13 protein-coding genes and 1 tRNA gene are annotated in these 18,113 nt (G+C 55.1%); 7 read left to right on the forward strand and 7 right to left on the reverse strand.

All coding sequences use genetic code 11. From position 1 onward, the window contains the following. Positions 1 to 82 precede the first annotated feature (82 nt). Positions 83 to 3,028, reverse strand: coding sequence for a TonB-dependent receptor (locus tag R0135_RS10670; RefSeq protein ID WP_407346824.1), 2,946 nt, complete (start codon positions 3,026 to 3,028; stop codon positions 83 to 85). A gap of 316 nt (positions 3,029 to 3,344) precedes the next feature. On the opposite strand from R0135_RS10670, the gene R0135_RS10675 reads away from it, so the two are divergent. Then, positions 3,345 to 4,937 (forward strand): glycosyl hydrolase family 28-related protein, encoded by a 1,593-nt coding sequence (locus R0135_RS10675; protein WP_407346825.1) that lies wholly within the window; start codon positions 3,345 to 3,347, stop codon positions 4,935 to 4,937. Between the two features lie 55 nt (positions 4,938 to 4,992). After that, positions 4,993 to 5,625, forward strand: a complete 633-nt coding sequence (locus tag R0135_RS10680; protein ID WP_407346826.1) for an RpiB/LacA/LacB family sugar-phosphate isomerase — start codon at positions 4,993 to 4,995, stop codon at positions 5,623 to 5,625. 143 nt (positions 5,626 to 5,768) lie between these two features. Here R0135_RS10680 and R0135_RS10685 read toward each other — a convergent pair whose 3' ends face one another. Then, the gene (locus tag R0135_RS10685; protein WP_407346827.1) at positions 5,769 to 7,853 is read right to left on the reverse strand and encodes a hypothetical protein; all 2,085 of its coding nucleotides are present in this window, start codon (positions 7,851 to 7,853) and stop codon (positions 5,769 to 5,771) included. Between the two features lie 240 nt (positions 7,854 to 8,093). On the opposite strand from R0135_RS10685, the gene R0135_RS10690 reads away from it, so the two are divergent. Further along, on the forward strand, positions 8,094 to 9,203 hold the full coding sequence (locus R0135_RS10690; RefSeq protein ID WP_407346828.1) for a P1 family peptidase: 1,110 nt from the start codon (positions 8,094 to 8,096) through the stop codon (positions 9,201 to 9,203). Between the two features lie 152 nt (positions 9,204 to 9,355). On the opposite strand, the gene R0135_RS10695 is transcribed toward R0135_RS10690, so the two are convergent. Continuing rightward, positions 9,356 to 9,541 (reverse strand): hypothetical protein, encoded by a 186-nt coding sequence (locus tag R0135_RS10695; RefSeq protein ID WP_407346829.1) that lies wholly within the window; start codon positions 9,539 to 9,541, stop codon positions 9,356 to 9,358. Between the two features lie 98 nt (positions 9,542 to 9,639). Between R0135_RS10695 and R0135_RS10700 the strand changes: the two genes are divergently transcribed. The 3 genes from R0135_RS10700 to R0135_RS10710 are packed head-to-tail and all read left to right on the forward strand — an operon-like array spanning position 9,640 to position 11,752. Next, the gene (locus tag R0135_RS10700; RefSeq protein WP_407346830.1) at positions 9,640 to 10,473 is read left to right on the forward strand and encodes a YHYH protein; all 834 of its coding nucleotides are present in this window, start codon (positions 9,640 to 9,642) and stop codon (positions 10,471 to 10,473) included. Between the two features lie 3 nt (positions 10,474 to 10,476). Then, positions 10,477 to 11,076, forward strand: a complete 600-nt coding sequence (locus tag R0135_RS10705; protein ID WP_407346831.1) for a toxin-antitoxin system YwqK family antitoxin — start codon at positions 10,477 to 10,479, stop codon at positions 11,074 to 11,076. After that, positions 11,051 to 11,752, forward strand: coding sequence for an SCO family protein (locus R0135_RS10710; protein ID WP_407346832.1), 702 nt, complete (start codon positions 11,051 to 11,053; stop codon positions 11,750 to 11,752). The genes R0135_RS10705 and R0135_RS10710 overlap by 26 nt, the downstream gene beginning before the upstream one ends. A 452-nt stretch (positions 11,753 to 12,204) precedes the next feature. Here R0135_RS10710 and R0135_RS10715 read toward each other — a convergent pair. Continuing rightward, a tRNA-Val gene (locus R0135_RS10715) sits at positions 12,205 to 12,281 on the reverse strand. 200 nt (positions 12,282 to 12,481) lie between these two features. Here R0135_RS10715 and R0135_RS10720 point away from each other — a divergent pair. Continuing rightward, a complete protein-coding gene (locus R0135_RS10720) occupies positions 12,482 to 13,618 on the forward strand; it encodes a bacteriohemerythrin (RefSeq protein ID WP_407346833.1) in 1,137 nt (378 codons plus the stop codon). On the opposite strand, the gene R0135_RS10725 is transcribed toward R0135_RS10720, so the two are convergent. The 3 genes from R0135_RS10725 to R0135_RS10735 form a co-directional block, all read right to left on the reverse strand. Beyond that, complete coding sequence (locus tag R0135_RS10725) at positions 13,596 to 15,272, reverse strand: amidohydrolase (RefSeq protein WP_407346834.1); 1,677 nt, start codon at positions 15,270 to 15,272, stop codon at positions 13,596 to 13,598. The genes R0135_RS10720 and R0135_RS10725 overlap by 23 nt on opposite strands. 61 nt (positions 15,273 to 15,333) lie before the next feature. Next, a complete protein-coding gene (locus tag R0135_RS10730; protein WP_407346835.1) occupies positions 15,334 to 17,070 on the reverse strand; it encodes a hypothetical protein in 1,737 nt (578 codons plus the stop codon). Between the two features lie 10 nt (positions 17,071 to 17,080). Beyond that, positions 17,081 to 18,088, reverse strand: coding sequence for a glycosyltransferase family 2 protein (locus tag R0135_RS10735; protein WP_407346836.1), 1,008 nt, complete (start codon positions 18,086 to 18,088; stop codon positions 17,081 to 17,083). Positions 18,089 to 18,113 lie beyond the last annotated feature (25 nt).

An 18,113-nucleotide genomic window follows, 5' to 3' on the forward strand; every position in this document is an offset into this window, starting at 1 on the left:
ATTCACGCTCGGGTGAAACGGAAGGAACAAATAAGATGAATAGAGCCCCGACACCCCGAGGGGTGTCGGGACAAGCGCCCGATTAGTTGAAGCGGTAGCTCGCGCCGATCACGATGCGACGGTCTGGAAGACCGACGAAGCAAAGAGGACCAGTCTCACTCACACAGCGCTGATCGATACGCTCCTCCGTGAGGTTTACGCCCTGAAGGACGAAGCTGAGGTTGTCGTTGACGGCGTAAGAGACATTGGCATTCAGCTGACCACGATCAAGCGTGTTAACCGGAAAGCTAAAGGTACTGCTGCCACTGGTGTTCGCGCCGCCACCAAAGTCCTGTGTTCGGAACCCTTCGCGCCAGGTATAACGCATCCGGGCAGAGATGCCGTACTTCTCGTAAAACAGCGTGAAGTTATACGCGTCCTCAGAAAAGTCGAGTAAGCCGCGAGGCAGACAGACCTCACCGAGCACCTGCTCGCCGCGCCCAGAGGTGCAGTCTTCCGCCGAACCGCCGCTGAACTCCTGCTTCGTGTAGTTGGCAATCACACCGAATCCAGAAGCCCAGCCAATACGATCTTCAAAGTCTGCGAGGCTGTACTGGAGCTGCAACTCGATGCCGTCGACTTTCGTGGTCTCGGCGTCGTTGCCAGGACGCGTGAAGTCAACACAGAGGCCCGTGGTGTCGGGGTCGCCCAGCACGTTCGGTATTACCGTCGGGTTGTAGATACCGCCGCCAGGACAAGTAGGATCGGTCTCCCGCGCCAGGCCGCCGGGCGTGGTGTCACTTGGTAGGAGCGCCGCACCTTCGAAGTCCTGACCGAAGATATTGGTGCGCTCCTTGCGGAAGTAACCAACGCTCGCCAGAGCGGCTTCCGCGAAGTACCACTCCGCAGAAATGTCGAAGGAATCGACTTCCTCAGGCTCGAGGCCCGGGTTACCCAGTGCTACCGCCGTGTTCTCCTGATTGTCGAAAGTGAATGCCGTGTTGAGGTCATTAAAGTCGGGACGACGGATGTCAGAACCGTAACCCAATCGGACAATCACACCATCAGCAACTTCCGCCGCGATGTTCAGTCTCGGCAGGATGAAGTCGTAGCTGCCCTTTGTGGATTGGAGCTGACGCATACCGTTTGCATCTTCCGGCCCAAAAGCGACCGAGTCGATGTCCGTCTCGATATAGCGGAAGCCCAGGTTGCCTCGGAAGATACCGAACTCAAAGTTTGCCTGGGCATACAGAGCGGTCGTCTCTTCAGACACGTCGTAGAACTGGTTCTGGTCCGACTGCAGATCAAGAATATCTGGGCTCTCAGGATCGTGCTCGATCACTGCGTTTTGCAGAATTTCGATGACGCCCTCGGGATCCGAGAAGGAGCGGTCTGGGTCGACAAGCAGGAAGTCGCTAATGAACAGTGTACGGCTGTCGGCATCACCGTAGTTGTCGGGGCCACGAACCAGCAGTTCCTCGAACAGCAGCCCGTTGGGGCTATCGACCATGCGGCTAAAGCCACCAATACGATCCTGGATGTTGTTAAACACGCTGGAAGACTCGTTGTAGCGAACACCGAGATCGACAGAACTTAGCGCTTTCCAGTCGAAGTTGTATGTGAAGTCAAAACGAACCGCGTTGTCTTCATTCTCTGTGCTGTTGTTACCGACGATCACCTGATCCAGGACGACATTCGCGGGATTCACAAGATCAGCCGCCGACGGCGCAAAGGGCGAATTCGGGTTGATACCCCACGCCAGCGTGCCACCCGATAAGTCATATTGGAAAGGCACGCAGTTATCGTTGCTCGTGCCATCCAACGGACAATTGGGGTTAATGAAGTTCAGCGTGGTGCTGAGATTGGGGTTGGTGGTATCGCTGCTGGTACGGGCGATTTCGGCCCGAGCCACCCAGCGATCACCCGTGTATTCCCCAGCTAAAGAGAAGACTTGGCTGTCCGTAACGCGAGAGCCGGTGTCAGTAGAGTAGCGAAGATTCGGGTCGTCATCGTCGAGAGCGAGATCGGGCTCGATTGTTCCCTGCAGAGCTGCGGGGAACACGCCAGGGCCGACGCCAAAGTCGACGGTTTCAAACGCCGTTGGGATGCTCACATTCCGAAACGCGCTCACCCCGGAAGCCTGCAAACGGTAGCTGTCCTGACTCCGTTCCTGCTCGTTGATGATGGCGTCGAAGCTAAGTTTGAGACGGTCGCTGGGCTTCCACTCAAAGGTGGTAGCCAGGTTGGTGGTCTCGTAGTCAAAGTTTTCCTGTTCCTGCACAAGGAACTGAATACCCAGGAACTCCGCAGGATCAGCACCTGGGGGCGATGAGCGGTTATCGCGGTCCGTTCTGGGACGGAAAGAAACTGATTCCTGTTCCGTGTAGCTACCGGTGATTACGAAACCGATTTCGCCGATACCGGTATCCCAGCTATTGCCGTAGGCGCCGGAAAATCTTGGCTGAAAGCCCTCTTCGCTCAGACTGCTGTCCTCTGCCTGAAGCTGGATCGAAGCGAGCTGCTCAGATAGATCAAGGGGGCGAATCGTCTTCAGGTTCACCGTGCCACCGACGGAGCCCTCGATGGTTTTGGCTTCAGGGGATTTGATGACCTCCACCGCGGAAATGATGGCCGGGTTCACATCTTCGAAATCGATGCCGCTACGTCCTGATCCAGAGCCCGCTGTGGCAACACCATTGAACAAAACCTGGTTGGCATTGGTGCCGCGAATCTGGACGCCGGTGCCCACACCGGCGGTTCGGGTGATCTGTACGCCCGTGATGTTCTCCAGCACCTCTGCAAGGTTCTGGTCAGGCAGCTTGCCGATATCTTCGGCGATGATCACTTCGACCAGGCTATCGGCGTTCCTCTTCTGGTCGATGGCACCAGCGAGAGAGCCGCGAATACCCCTGACAACAACCTCCTCGGTTATCAGGTTTTCGGCGGTCGCTGAGGCTGGGTCGGTGCTTTGCTGAGCGAGTGCTGCAGACGTGGATACGATGGCCGCAACGGCAATCGCTAACTTAGATAGCTCTAGATTAGGTTTCACTGCTTTATCCCCTTCAAAAGAATTATTGTTTTGTATTGAGGTTCGTTATGTGTTCCTTGATGCAGAATACGAAAAATGTCACCGGTGTCAATACTTTCTTTAGGCCTCTCATAAATCGCTCGAAAAATTAGCTATTGCCTGAACGAGCCAAGCGCGATATCTTCCCTAGGAATTGCAGCACAATAGAAAGAATAACGCCGTGAAACATAACTTACTAATAATTATAGTTTTTTTTAGCATATTCGCTGGAGCTAAGGCATCCCAGGAAGCCCCCGGGGGCCAGCGGAACGATAGCCTAAGTAGCCCACCCTCAAAAATGTCCTTAGAGACATTTTTAGACGGAAATTTTCTTCCGGACTTTTCTTATGCGGGATACAAAAACGGTGTAGAGCCCCTCCCCCACGCTGCCGGGGGCGTCATCAGCGTGGGCGAATTCGGTGCCCAGGCCGACGACAGCCTGGATGATACACAGGCCGTCAGAGCCGCGCTCAAAGCTGCACAAGATACGAAAGGCCCTGTTGTCGTTCGTTTCGAAAAGGGCCGCTACCGCATCTCAGGTGTGCTGAAAATCGAGCGCTCGGATATCACACTGCGAGGCATGGGCTCCGGTCAAAACGGCACAAGCCTTTTTTTCCCGCGTCCCCTTAACCAGGTAGACAAGTCCCCATCGCTGAACGAACTACGGCAGTACATCAGGAACCTGGATAAGCGGCAGGTTGAGCCACAACGGAACATTAACGAGTATTTCTCCGAGTACTCGTGGAGCGGCGGTTTCATCTGGATACAAAAGCCAGGCTCACGACCCGCTGCCTATCTCGCCGACAGGGACCCACAACCCACGAAAATCACGGACATCACTAGCGGTGTGCGCGGTCAGAGCACAGTAGAAGTCGCGAACACGGGCTCGATCAAGAAAGGCGACATCCTCCAGATTCAGTGGATCAACCGCGACGGCCCCGAAGCGGGGATCATTAAATCGCTTTACGGAAGCCACTCAGAGCTGGCCGGCTCTCATCACTGGTCGTTTCCCGAGCGGCCGCTCGTGCGCCAGACATTGCGAGTGCTGAGCGTAGATGGGCGAACACTTACGCTCGCCGACGCTCTGCTTCATGACATCAACGAGACCATACCCGCACAGCTCTCACCCTGGGATGGCCTTGTGAATGTGGGCGTTGAGGATCTACACCTCGAGTTCCCCGTCGCTCCTCACTTCGGCCATCACCTGGAGCAAGGCTACAACGGCATCTACTTCACAAGCTCGTTTGATTCCTGGGTTAGAGACGTGCGCATCACCAACGCAGACAGCGGCATCCTTAGCTACAGTAGCGCCAATTTGACTTACTCCAACATCGTGACTGATGGATCTCGGCCCGCGCACTACGGCGTACATCTTGGAAATGTGCACAACGTGCTGATCGAAGATCTTCGAGTGATGAATCCCGTTCGGCACTCCCTAACGTTCAACACCCAGTCGACAAAGTGTGTGTACAAAAATGCGGAGGTGTTCGTTACGCCAACACTCGATCAGCACGCGGGGGCCAATCACCAGAATCTCTACGATCAAGTGACACTTCACATGCCCGCACGCTCCACGGACAATGGGCCGGCAGCCCCGGTATTTGATGGCAGCGGTGCGCCTTACTGGCAACCGGGACACGGCGCCTACAACACCAGCTGGAACCTACGGATACTGATCACCGGCGGTGCCAGCTCCGACGAAACTGTGACGATCCAGGGCGTTGACGAAGGACCCGATGCCCGGATCATCGGCCTCCACGGTAATCGCCACTTCGAACTCGATTACCGGCCGCAGGCTTACGTCACCAGACTGAACGAGAAGATCGGGTCCATACCGTCTCTTTACGACTATCAGCTCCGCCTTCGGCAAAAGGGTCTGCCCGAGTATTAGCGCGATCAAAAAATGCGCGGACAAAACAGAACAAACAACATTTGAGGCTACAAACATGAAGATTGCACTGATTATCGAAAACAGCCAGGCCGCTAAAAGCGACATCGTCCATACAGCGCTTAAAAACGTCGCAGAGCCCCTTGGTCACGAAGTACACCACTACGGAATGTACAGCGCAGATGATGAGGCGAGCCTGACGTACGTAATGAATGGCCTGCTCACAGGCATTCTGTTGAACTCCGGCGCAGCAGATTTTGTGATCACTGGTTGTGGCACAGGCATGGGCTCCATGCTTGCATGCAACGCCATGCCCGGCGTCTTCTGTGGTCTAGTCATCGACCCAACCGATGCATTTCTATTTGGACAGATCAATGACGGCAACGCCATGTCCATGCCCTACGCAAAGGGCTTTGGCTGGGCAGCAGAGCTCAACCTCGAAGACTGCTATCGCAAGCTCTTTGAACACGAACGCGGCGTCGGTTACCCGAAAGAGCGCGCGGCCATCATGGCCAAGAACCGAGGAATCCTTGCAGACATGAAGGCAGCCAGCTGCCATGACATGCTGAGTGTGCTTAAGACGGTCGATCAGGACCTACTGCGGGCCACGATTGCCGGAGAGCGTTTTGCGGAACTCTTTTACGCGAACGCCAAGGATGAGGAGATGTCGGAGTATCTGAAGTCCTTGTAACGCGACATTGAATGCCGCCGATTGGGAGTCATTACCCATTGCGGAGGGGATGGCAACATCAATCGGGTTTAGTGAGAAACGGTCTGTCCCCCGTTGATTGGGTAATGCGCCCCGAGCACAGCTTTCTCCGGGTGCGCTTCGACCTAATCACGCCCGGCCCCGCCTGCCGGCCCGATTCCTCCCGCTTCGCCAAGATCGCCGAGCAGTCGTTGAAACGCCGGGGTGTTGCGAATAGCGTCGTAGGCTGGAGAAAAGGGTTCAAGGTAGGAGAGCGCTCTGCTGGGTTCCTCAAGGGCGTTGCGCAGGCAGGCATTGGCCTGCTCGAGGGCCTGCGCCAGGCTCAGCATCCGGCAGTAGTAAACCCGCTCGAGCAGCCACTCCGCGCGGTCCATCTCCGGGTCATTCCAGGCCTGGCCCAGGCGATCAATGACAAACTGTTTGTTCCCGCTTGCGAGCGCTAGCAGCGCTTGCTCCGAGGCACGGATGGCAGGAGGGTAGTGCGCCGGATTGCTGTCCGGCATTCCCAGCAACTGCTGAACACGGGGCAGATGCCGGGTCAGCGCTTCCCCATCGTCGGTGATCAGGCTGTGCATGATTTTTGCCAGCAGGTCGTTGGGTAAATATTCCAGTGGCAGCGGCGCATCCGGTGGCACGCTGCGCATTTGTTCTAGAAGCAGCGCTGCGTCGGCGAATTTTCGCTGGGCCAGTTGCGCCTCCCAGAGCGAGAACAGATAAAACTCCGGGCTACCGCCCCTGGCGCTGCCGATCAGTTTTTGTAAATCCTGCTCGTAGCGAGCGAGGCTCTGGTGTTGCCAGAGCTGCAGCTGTGCGCGCAGAAAATTCAGTTCGGCCGTAGCGAAGTCTCTTGCCTGCACTTCTTCCAGTGCATCGGCGTAGCGATGCAAGGTCATTAATCGTGTTACCACCATGTAATGGTGTTTTGAATTCTGTGGCTCCAGGGCGCGGGCCCGATAGGCGGTATTCAGGTACCCCTCCCAGTCTCCCTGGCGGCGTTTGATGTAAGCCTGTATCTCCAGTAGCCGCGGATCGCTCGGCGCCTTTTTCTGGGCCTCGGCAATCAGCGCATCGGCCCGCTCAAAATCCCGCAGCACGTAGTAAAAGTAAAAGCTCTGCGCGGTGTAAAAATCCGCAGAATTCGGTGCGATGTTACCGATGCGCTCGATCAATGCCTCGATGCGTGGAAGCAGATCCGCATCGCCGCCGTAGACCCTGAGGGCCAGGGCACCAACCGCCTCGACCATGGGGCGTGTGAAGTCGGGATCAAGCTCGTAGGCCTCCTCGAGACCGCTGACAAAGCGCTCCCAATTGCTGTTGTCCAGATGCACCTTGTCCCGCCACTGCATGGTTTCATGAAATGCGCGATAGGCAGCCATGTTGCGGGTGGGAATCAGCGCCAGCTCGGCGCTGTCTGCCTCGCTGAGCGTGGCCTGCAGCGCCCGCGAGATGGCCCGGGCAATATCGGCCTGCACCTCAAAGATGTTGCTGGCGGTCAGCTCCCCATCGAAGGTCTCGGCCCAGAGATGTTCATCGCTGCGCGCATCGATCAGCTGTGCATTGATCCGTATCTGGCTGCCGGCAATGCGCACGCCGCCCTCTAGCACCGCGTCGGCCCGCAGCTCCCGACCGATCTGGGGGATGCTCTTGGTGGTGCCGGCGTACTGCAGCACCGAGGTGCGCGAGATCACCCGCAGGCTCTGGATCTTGGCCAGGCGCGTCAGCAGATCATCGTGAATGCCGCTGGCAAAAAATTCGCCGTCATCGCCCGTACCCATATGCTCAAAGGGCAGCACGCCGACCATCGGCGGTCCCTCGGCGCGTTCGGGCTGCTCGATCGATGTGGTCTGCGGGAGCGGAATCTCAACCACGCCGCCGATCACGCCGTAGAGCACCAGCCCCAGCACCAGCAGCAGTGCGGCGAGGAGTCCATAGTCGGCGGCGCGAAGGGGTTCAGGTTCGGCGGCTTCGCCGCCCACGAGGGCCCGGGTTCGCTGAATACCGTTGGCGGTAATATCAAAGAACCAGGCAAAAACCAGGGCGACGGGGAAGCCTGCAATCGTGGCAAAGAGCAGGTAGCGGATGCTTTCTTCGGGCAGGCCGAGCCCGGGCAGGAGCACGTCGGCCACCTGCATCAACCCCCAAGCAGCGAGAATGTACAACGCCAGGGTGCGCAGTACCTTTCGCCGGCGAATTTCAGCTAAGAGTCTCATCAGGAGGCTGCGCTAATCGCTTTCAACAGTTTGCTTCTCAGATAGTAATTCTAAAGATAACGAGGGTAGCAGAACCGGCGTTTGCATTGTTCAGAACCACAGTTAGCATCCGAGGGTGGTACACATTCTCCGTCCGTTGAACGAAGCATCTGCGATCAAAATGTGAATCACTTTACTGAGATGAGTACAGTCGGAGGCAATGTTAGATTGTCGGTCCATCAAAACTAACGGATTCCTCAGATGCCTCGATTCTTCAGCTCCATTTTATTGGCCGTTTTGCTTCATGGAGTTTCGGACGAAGCGGCGGCCCAGAATGGCACGAGGGCGCGTGACTTGGGGATTACGCCCGGTGTGTTTAGCCCTGGCACGCTCAACGCCATCACCGATGTCAAAGGTGTTCGTGTCGGGCACAGTACACGGCACGACGGCGACTCAGTCCACACTGGCGTGACGGCTATTCTTCCACACGGCGATGTTGTGTACCACAACCGTGTTCCAGCAGCAATTCACGTCGAAAATGGATACGGAAAGCTCATCGGTAAGACACAAGTCGATGAGCTCGGCGAGATTGAAACACCGATATTGCTGACGTGCACACTGTGCGTCTGGAAGGCGGCTGATGCGATGGTAGCGTACTTGCTGGCCGACTCGACGATGGAGAACGTACGGTCACTAAATCCAGTCGTAGGTGAAACCAATGACGGGTATCTCAACGACATTCGCGCGCGACCGATTACCGCGCAGATGGTGCAGGATGCCCTGAGCGGAGCCTCGGGTGGTCCTGTTGTCGAAGGCAGCGTTGGTGCGGGTGCTGGAACTATCGCGTTCGCTTGGAAAGGTGGAATTGGAACGGCGTCTCGGGTGTTGCCAAGTCGTGCAGGTGGGTACACGGTTGGCATACTCGTTCAAACAAACTACGGCGGGATCCTTAGTGTGAGTGGCGTGCCACTCGGACGAATGCTCGGTCAGTACGCATTCAAGAATCTGATCGACGACGGATCTAGCGCCGATGGAAGCATCATGGTTGTCGTTGCAACGGATGCGCCACTGGATAGCAGGCAGCTAAAACGACTTGCACGCCGAAGCATGGCTGGCGTTGCTCGGACGGGTTCATCGTTCTCAAATGGCTCAGGCGACTATGCGATAGCATTTAGCACCATTCGCGTTGGCAGTAGCATGCAGCTTCTGAATCAGGAATTGTCGCCCCTGTTTCAAGCGGCCGCCGAGGCGACCGAAGAAGCCATCTACAACTCATTGCTTGCGGCGACAAAGGTCGACGGACATTTGGGCTCGGTCGAACCGATACCAATCGACGCCTTACGCGACGCTCTAGAGCTCCGAGATCGATAGTTTCCGTTACGCTTTGGACCGATATAGCTTGGGCCGACGTCCAAATTGCTGCGCAATTTGTCGAACAGCAGTTCTCACCGAAACCTAATCCTCCAAACGAAAACCCCCGCCGATGGCGAGGGTTTGTCATTTGGTAGGACCAGGCGGATTGATCACAACAGGCTTTGGCCTGCTGTGACCCCTGCGGGGCGCGGTCGCTGGAACTCATACGCGGAGAAAGCCAATGGGCCGGAAGCTCCCGCTAGCAGAGCGCCACCGGCGCCGATAAGCGTAGAACCCAGAAAATCCCTCTGACTAATAGACGCATCCATACCTAGGGCTCTATCAAATTGCTTCATGGGTACGTCTCCACCAAATATCCTTTTTTACTGCACATTTTGCGCAGAGTCATGACATAGCATAACCCTGTCCAGTAACCATCGTAGTGATTGTATATATGTCAAAGTCTAATGTTCACATCCTTTTGGTGCTTGGTTTTTCGACTGTCACAGCGTGCGGCGGAGGTGGGGGATCATCAGGAGCAGAAACCGCGGCAGATATCACGGCAGATGCGCCAGATACACCAGCGGTCGCAAGCTGCGACGCTGGCCTTCCCGATGCCTACTTATATTTTGGTTCCAATGTCGAGATCGCGCTTTCTAGTGACGGGTGCAATGTCATTCTCAAAACTGACGGGCTACCTAATCACGTGAGTACCTATTGGACTGAAGGTTACCCATTGTATGAAGCGCCGACAGAAGCGCAGGCAGCACGTATGACGGGCAATCGACTGGAGGAATCCGATGCTAACGATGTGACAGTTTCCTTGCCTGTAAAGCCAGAGAAAGCACCAAGCTCTACAGGGACAAGCCTTGGCATTGTCGGCTACGCTATCAGCGGAAGTTATGTCTTCAACCAGTACGAAGGAGGAAACACGGTTGTGGGGGGAGGCGTTGCTCAGGGCCTCGACAACGATGGCGCGCATATAGGGCCATCCGTTTATCACTATCATCTGGAGCCAAAAGCAAGCATATCAAACGATGACGATAACTTGATTGGCGTGATAGCCGATGGTTTCTTTCTCTTTGGAAGAAGATGTTGGGCGCTGGGCGGTGAGACGGCTGCGACTGCAGATCAGTTAGATGCATCGGGAGGCCACGTTACGCAGACGCAATACTCTAACGGCATTGAAGAATACCACTATCATATTTTTGAGGAAGCAGCTGGCCTTGTAGGTATGCACTACCTCTTCCCTGGCGATTATCAAGGTACGCCAGTAGAAGGAAGCTAGTAAATGAACGCTAAAACCGCGTGGAGGCATGGGCTGACTCTCTTTTTGCTAGTGGTCGGTGCAACAGCATTATCCGCTTTCGTTGGGAAGCAGCCGACCAGTGGATTGACGGTGCATAAGTCACTGATTTCTATCGAGCCGTCAACGGGTAATCGCATGTATGAAGGATCAATCTTCAGCGGTGATGCCGTGACATATCATCCATCTGGTCAGATGGCTACTTTGGAACAATTCAAGGATGGACGTTGGCATGGGCGAAGCTCCCGGTGGTTTGAGGGTGGAACACTAAGCCAAGAGTCTTTCTATAACAGAGAAACACCTACCGGCACTCATAGAAGTTGGTGGCCTAATGGAAAACTCAAAAGTCGGTCTCAGTATGTCAACGGCAAGCTCAATGGCGCCCTACTCAAATGGTATGAAAGCGGTGAGATTTTCAAGAAGCTGAACTACCGCGATGGCAATACCGATGGCTTACAAAAGGCATGGCGTGAGAATGGAGCGCTATTTGCTAATCACGAATTCCGAAATGGACGCGTTTTCGGCCTCAATAATTCGAATATGTGCACTGGACTTAAAGATGAAAAAATTGCAGCTAACTACTGATAGCTATCCACAATTTCGACGATGCATTATCACATTGGCGCTGGGATGTATGTCCGCGTTTTTTTGCTCACTCACCACGGCTGCCGATAGTCAATTACCCTATTACAACAGTCCGGATTTTACTCCTCATTGGTTCGATCCGATGAGCGAAGAACTGTTGGGGTTCCACAGAATCCCTTCATTTAGCTTTACGGATCAGGAAGGTCGCAACGTAACGGATAGAACGATTCAGAAAAAAATTTATGTCGCGAGCTTTTTCTTTACTACTTGCCCGGGAATTTGCCCGACTATCCGTTCGAAGTTATCCCGTGTGCAGGACGAGTATCGGGATGATGACGAAGTTAGGATCCTGTCTCATTCCATCCAGCCAACAATCGATACTGTCGAGATTCTTAAAGATTATGCTGAGCGGAACGACATCCGAAGTGATAATTGGCACCTGCTGACGGGAGATAAGAGAGATATCTATAGCATTGCTAAGAGCGCATATTTTGCCAGTGAAGACTTAGGACTCGAGGAAGCCGAAAATGACTTTCTGCATACGGAAAACCTGCTGCTTATCGATCAAAATCGGCAAATTCGTGGCATATATAACGGTTTGAATAACACGTCAGTCAGTCATCTCATTACAGACATTCAAATACTGAAAGATGAACGCGCTGATTTGCTAGATTAGGAAAACGTTTGCTTTAGGCACCACGTGGACCTTCTCCCATACTGACAACTTAACTGGCTCAGATAGCTAGAATCAGGCCATGAATACTTACGAGCACCAGGGACTCCCGCCTGAAATCATCAGCTAGGCCGTGCGCATAAAGCGGGGCTGGCCCTTTCAATCAGTGGAGTAGAGCCGTGGCTTGAGGACCGCGTGTGTATTCCGCCGGTCTTCAAGAGTTAACTTGTCAGTACCATCGTTATTGATTAAAAACTCTCGCCGATGGCGAGGGTTTGTTATCTGGTAGGGCCAGGCGGATTGATCACAACAGGCTTTGGCCTGCTGTGACCCCTGCGGGGCGCGGTCGCTGCGCTCCCGCGTCTAAATTGCTGCGCAATTTGTCGAACAGCGGTTCTCACCGAAACCTACTACCCCAAACGAAAAACCCCCGCCGATGGCGAGGGTTTGTCATTTGGTAGGACCAGGCGGATTCGAACCGCCGACCTCTACCATGTCAAGGTAGCGCTCTAACCAACTGAGCTATGGTCCTAAAAGGGACGCGGATTATACGGCTGGGCCAGCTGCGGCTCAAGCGCCCCGTAGCAGCTACCGAATCACAGCCAAAGCCAACAAATCGCCAGATTCGTCCTAAGTGCTTGATTTAGGTCACAGGAATGCTATTTGCGGCTCACCAAGCAGCACAATCGTATTAGACTAACAAAGCGTGGTTAAAAGAACGGTACGGGCGACATGGAATCATTTCATTGGGACGCGGCCTTTGTCACGGGCCTGAACGAAGTTGATGAGCAACATCACAAGTTGGTGGACCTGATCAATGAACTGGGTGACGCTATTTCTGCAGATAGCGCTGATGATGCAGAGGTCTCCTCAATCATTCAGCAGCTGTTCAGCTACTCCCAATACCACTTTGCCGAAGAAGAACGCATGATGCGCGCTGCCAATGTTGACCAACGACATCAGGTGGCACATTTAAGCCGACACAAGAACTTCCTCGAAGAAGTTCAGTACATTCATGCAAACATGACAACCGACGCCAATGCGGCCAGTCACCTGCTCGAATTTCTTACACATTGGCTGGCCTACCACATCCTTGGCTCAGACCAGAATCTGGCACGTCAGGTTAAGGCTATAGAAAGTGGTGTTTCTGCCAAGCAGGCTTTTGAAGACGAGGAACAACGGGCGAGCGATGCCACAGGTCCCTTGCTGGCTGCACTTAATGGTTTATTCCAGCAGGTCTCAACCCGTAACCGCGAACTCATGCGGCTTAACCAGTCGCTTGAAGCCAAGGTAGCAGAGCGCACTCGCGCACTCACCGAACTCAATACCCAACTGGACGAGCTGGCGAATACAGACACCCTCACCCAACTTCCCAATCGCCGCCACGTGATGGAGTTCCTCACGGATGCCTGGCAGGAGTCCCTGCTTGCAGACAGCCCTCTTGCCTGCATGATGATCGACGCAGATCACTTTAAAGAGATCAACGATCGCTACGGGCACGAGGCCGGCGATCAAGTGTTAAAAATTCTTGCAGCGCAGCTAAAAAACGGCAGCGCCAAGGATGACTTGCTGGCCCGTTTGGGCGGCGATGAATTTCTGATCATTTGCCCAAACACCACACTTGAAGACGCATTGGCTCGTGCAGAGCGTCTCAAAAGTGCTATTGCGGGACTCAGCGTCATCGCCGGCGAAGGCGTATGGAGCGGCAGCGTCAGCATCGGTGTTGCAGTACGAGAACCTGCATTGCGCGATCACATTGCACTGGTCAAAAAAGCCGACCAGAGTGTCTATGAGGCCAAACGAGCAGGTAAAAGCTGCGTTAAGTCCCTGCAGGCGGATGAGCTCCTCAATCAAGTCCTGTCGGGCTAGACGCCTGAGAATCACGATAAACAATCTCACCGGCCACCACTGTGAGCAACACCTTGTTGCTCCAAAGCTGCTCCCGGGGCACGGTAAAGAAGTCATCTCGTACAAGAATGAAGTCCGCCGCATACCCCGGTAAAAGTCTGCCAAGCTTTTCTTCAGCGTGTCCTGCGTAGGCCGCGTCTTCAGTAAAAAGTGACAACGCTTTGTCACGACTGAGCGCCTCACCTACTCGCCAACCACCCGGAGGCTCGCCATCACGATCCTGCCTGGTCACTGCTGCATGTAAGCCAAAAAATGGATTTGGTGGCTCCACCGGAAAATCAGATCCTCCGGCGAGTTTTGCGCCGCTTTCAAACAGCGTCTGCCAGGCATAGGCTCCCTCAAGACGCGCTTCCCCCACACGATCACCGGCCATGTTCTTGTCGCTGGTAGCGTGTGTGGGTTGCACAGATGCAATGACACCCAACTCGGCAAAGCGCTCAATATCCTGGGTCCGCAGAATTTGCGCATGCTCGACTCTATGACGAAGCGTCCGTTGCTGTGGCGCGGTACTTAAGGCCTCGAACTCATCAAGCACCTTCGCATTCGCCAAATCTCCGATGGCATGCACGTTGACCTGAAAGCCCAACTCGGCGGAATCGCGAATCTGCGACGACAAAGCCTCGTCCGACAATAGCAGCAAGCCCTTGTTGCCCGGATCATCTGAATAATCTTCGAATAACGCCGCACCCCGGGAACCCAGTGCCCCGTCAGCAGAGATTTTGACGCTACGAAGTACAAACAGATCATTGGACAAAGCTCTGGGCCCCGCCGCCCATTTCTCTTTAATGAGTGGGTCAGCCATCCTCAGCATGGAGTAGATACGCATAGGAAAATCCCCATCCGCCAAAAGACTGTCATAGGCGTCAATCTCTAGCGCCGTAGAGCCGGCATCATGCGCACCGGTCATTCCCAAACTGACGAGATACTCCATGGCTCGAGACAGGTCTTGCTTCTTGCTCGCTATGGTTGCTTCGGGCAGAGCATCAGCAATCAGGCGCATGGCGTTATCAATGAGAATTCCCGTGGGCTCTCCTTTAGCATCGCGCACAATCTGGCCCCCTGCAGGATCAGGGGTGTTCGCGGTAATACCCGCCAGCTCCAGCGCCCGGCTATTTACCCAAAGCGCATGGCGATCTACCCGATTAAGTACAACCGGGCGATCAGGAATCAAGGCATCGAGCGAAGCACGACCGGGAAACTCGCCGCCGGCCCACAGAACCTGATTCCAACCCGCGCCAAACAGCCAGGTACCCGACGAGCCCTGCCCCGCGACAGCCGCTACACGCGCCACCGCCTCGGCTTCGCTGGCACTGCCCATGAGATCCACGCTAGCCAGGGTTTGACCGAGCCCCGCAACATGACCGTGAGCATCGATAAGCCCGGGTAGCATTGTGAGTCCACCGGCATCGATTCGGTCTTCAGCGCTACTTGCCGATGCTGCTTCCTCATCTTCGTACAGCACTGTAACCACGCCGTCTTCGTACTCCAGAGCCGAAAACATCAGACGATCACCGTGATGCATGGTGTAACCCTGCACGTTGTGAATCAGGGTCGCGGCGGATAGCTGCAGGGGCAGCACCAGTAGAGCTGCGGCAAATCGCGCGTGCTTGTTCATGAATATCTCCTTGTGGTGCTAATCATCATCAACTTTGGGCCTGTTTTTTTCTGACGCAAGACTAACGTAAATACTTACTGGGGAACCGGGCGCGACAATTTGCCATCACTGACTCTGCCTCCCTCCCCTGACCATTGGCCTGCAGAGTTCGCTTTAGCCAAGTACATGTGGCCTGGCCCCAGGGCCTGCGATCATGGGCTCGACTAGCAGCGGCCAACGCTGCAACGTTGTCGCCTTTTTGTGAGGCCATAAACGCCGCAGTCAGATCACTGTCCACGCCATCGGGTGGTAATCGCAGAGGCGAAGGCAGCGCAAAGCCCTGATGCACAAGCAGCACTCCCCGCACGTCCTGATACAGCAAACGCCAGCGTCCTGTTTGCAGCAGGCCGCGGATCAAGCGCTGCCCCCCACGTCCACGGGGCCACATAAACAGTTGCGCGCCAGAGTTCTCGATGATTTCGATCCACTTGCCTTTGGCCCCAAGAACAGAGACATATTGCATATAGGTCGCATCATCAAAGACCGTATTAGCGCGGCCATCGATGAATACTTTCAGCTGGCCGTCACTGCGCCAATGCACATATCCACCCCAGTTGTAGAACGCAAAGGTGTTTCCCTTAAGCCCGTTGACGTCTACAAAGTCCATGAGTCCATGGGGGTAGACATATTCGGCGCTTAAGTAGTGATAGGCGATGGGCGGATACAAAGAGTACGGCGCGACGCGCATGGCAGCCCAGATCATGATCGCAAGCAGCGCGGGTAGCATCAACGGCTGCACCAGACGTTGCCGCAAAAATGGCGCGACAAAGGGCGCGACAAAGGGCGCGAGTAAAATAGCAAAAGCCATGGCCCAGAGAATGACAAACCGACGACTGGTGGCGGACATAGCCGCGCTCAGCAAAACCATGGCAAAAATCTCCGGGCTAAATGCAACCCGACGACGAACCACCGGCAACAACCAGCTTAGACACAGTGCGGCGGCAACGACCAGTGAATAGGCGTAAAGCGGAGACACTATGCCACCGGCTTCGAAGGGCGAACGCCACTCCCCCAAACTGCGATAAGGCGAATCAGCGTTCAGCGCATAGACCAGAGGCAACCAGAAGATCTTTAGTCCGTCGGGATTTACCAAGCAGATGGCCGCGCAGGCCGTCCACTTAAGCAGCGCATTGCGCACCGCTAAAATCGACATATCTCGCCAGGGACACAGCAATATGCCCAGTAGCATCAAACCAAATACAAAGCCGCCGTGAAGATTGACCCAGATCAAAAACAACAGCAGCAGATCCCGCAATCGTGCGGGACGCAGCAGGGCAAAGTGCAGCAACAGCGCGATACCCAACAAGGTGTAGAGCTGGGGTCTGATATCCAAAAACGGCGCTGCGATTGCGATGCCGGCAACACTTGCCAGCAGCGCTGCCAGAGGGCTTGCACTCACTCGCGTGAGTACCTGCTGTAGCAAACAGAAGCTTGCGACGATGAGCGCCCACTTCCAGATAACCAGGCTTGGGACCCCAAACAGTTGAACCCAGGCATAAAACAACAGGTCCGCCAACCATTCATGGTTGCGCCAGGGGCTACCAGATTCAGTATAGGACCAGTCGTCTGTAAGCCAGGGACTACCGTTTTCTACGATTTCTCGACCCGCAGCGATATGCCACCACAGGTCCGAACCCATCATCTCGGTAAAACCAAAGGACAGATACGCCAAGGCCCCCACAAGAAGCCAGGGCCAGCTGCGTTGCGCGGGCCAGGACAGCAAGGCAGGCGCTTTGAACGCCTGGAACATCAGCGGCAAAGGAGCAATCTCACTGCCCGCTTACGTTGTGGAGAGAGCCACCGTCTGCACTCCCCTGCTCTGGCACGGCCTGGCGCGGACGCATTTTGCCACCGGGACGATAGTCCATCACAAAGTACAACTGCCGAGCCTTGCTCTCGTTGTAGGTGCGCGCAAGATACTCGCCAATGATCCCAAGGCACACCAACTGAACGCCGCCCAGAAACAGTATCACCACCATGAGTGATGGGTAACCGGGAACCGGGTTACCAAAAAACAGTGTGCGCAGTAAAAAGAACAATCCATAGGCAAAAGCAATAACTGACGTAAAAAGGCCCAACCAGGTGGCCAGCTTCAGGGGCGCCGCCGAAAAAGACGTAATGCCCTCCAGAGCCAGGTTCCACAGCCGCCAGTAACTCCATTTGCTTCGCCCGCTGGCTCGGGCCTCTCGAGCATACGGTACGGCTTTTTGCGGATAGCCAATCCAGGCATACAGGCCCTTCATGTATCGATGCTGCTCCCGGAGTTTGGCAAGCGCATCCACAGCCCGCCGACTCAGCAATCGAAAGTCACCGGTATCTCGGGGAATAGGCACATCCGAGAGTCGGTCCATCAGTCGATAAAACAGCGCAGCGCTTTGGCGCTTAAACCAGCTTTCGCCTTGCCGCGATTCCCGCGTTGCGTACACCACGTCAAAGCCAGCTCGCCAATGCTCAATCAGCGTGGGAATCAGCTCCGGGGGATCCTGCAAATCCGCATCGATCACAACAACCGCGTCGCCGCTGGCATAGTCAAAACCAGCGGACATCGCCGCTTCTTTACCAAAATTACGCGACAAACGTAAAACAGCCACGCGGGCGTCCGCAACTTGTTGTGCATCCAACCAATCACTGGATCCGTCATCGCTGCCATCATCGACGTACAACAGGTCAGCAGGCATATTCAGAGCATCAAGCACCGCCATCACGCGCGAATGAAACTGCGGGAGCGTTTCGCTTTCATTGTAAACGGGCACGATTACCGACAACTGCGCGGTCACTTCACTATCCTTGCTTTGCCTTGGA

The sequence above is a fragment of the Congregibacter variabilis genome, from assembly GCF_045689235.1.
GTDB classification, from domain to species: Bacteria; Pseudomonadota; Gammaproteobacteria; order Pseudomonadales; family Halieaceae; genus Congregibacter; species Congregibacter variabilis.